Annotated in this window: 1 protein-coding gene; it reads right to left on the bottom strand. The window is 60.4% G+C overall.

Going from position 1 to position 318, the window contains the following annotated elements; all coding sequences use genetic code 11:
- A partial coding sequence (locus KDM89_RS21185) for a hypothetical protein (RefSeq protein ID WP_212689783.1) occupies positions 1 to 318 on the bottom strand: 318 nt, incomplete at both ends.

The raw sequence follows: 318 nt of genomic DNA, 5'->3' as shown, positions 1-318 counted from the left end.
GACTACATTGCCAGCGTTGGCTATCCCGTGCACACTGAGCTACATAATACAGCGGCTGGCCACCAAGCTGTGCATGCGGACGACAGCGGACTTCCGCGAACTGGGCCGGGCTGCGTGCATCAAATGCACGCCCGTCCGCATCCGCTAATGCCAGACCATACTGAGCGCCACAAGCAAGCTGTTCTATCTGCAGTCTGTCCTGGCGGTTTAAAGCGACGCCGAAAGTGCCATCCTGTGCTGCAGCGGCCGGCAGCGCAATGCCGGTCAGCGTAGCCACAATCACCATAGCCAGAGCAGGCGTTGTGTGCAAGCGCTGCC

The organism is Cognatundibacterium luofuense, from assembly GCF_018139685.1.
Lineage (GTDB): Bacteria > Pseudomonadota > Gammaproteobacteria > Burkholderiales > Burkholderiaceae_D > Undibacterium > Undibacterium luofuense.
Note: the sequence above shows the minus strand (reverse complement) of the source record. Positions and strands in the feature narration are given on the sequence as shown.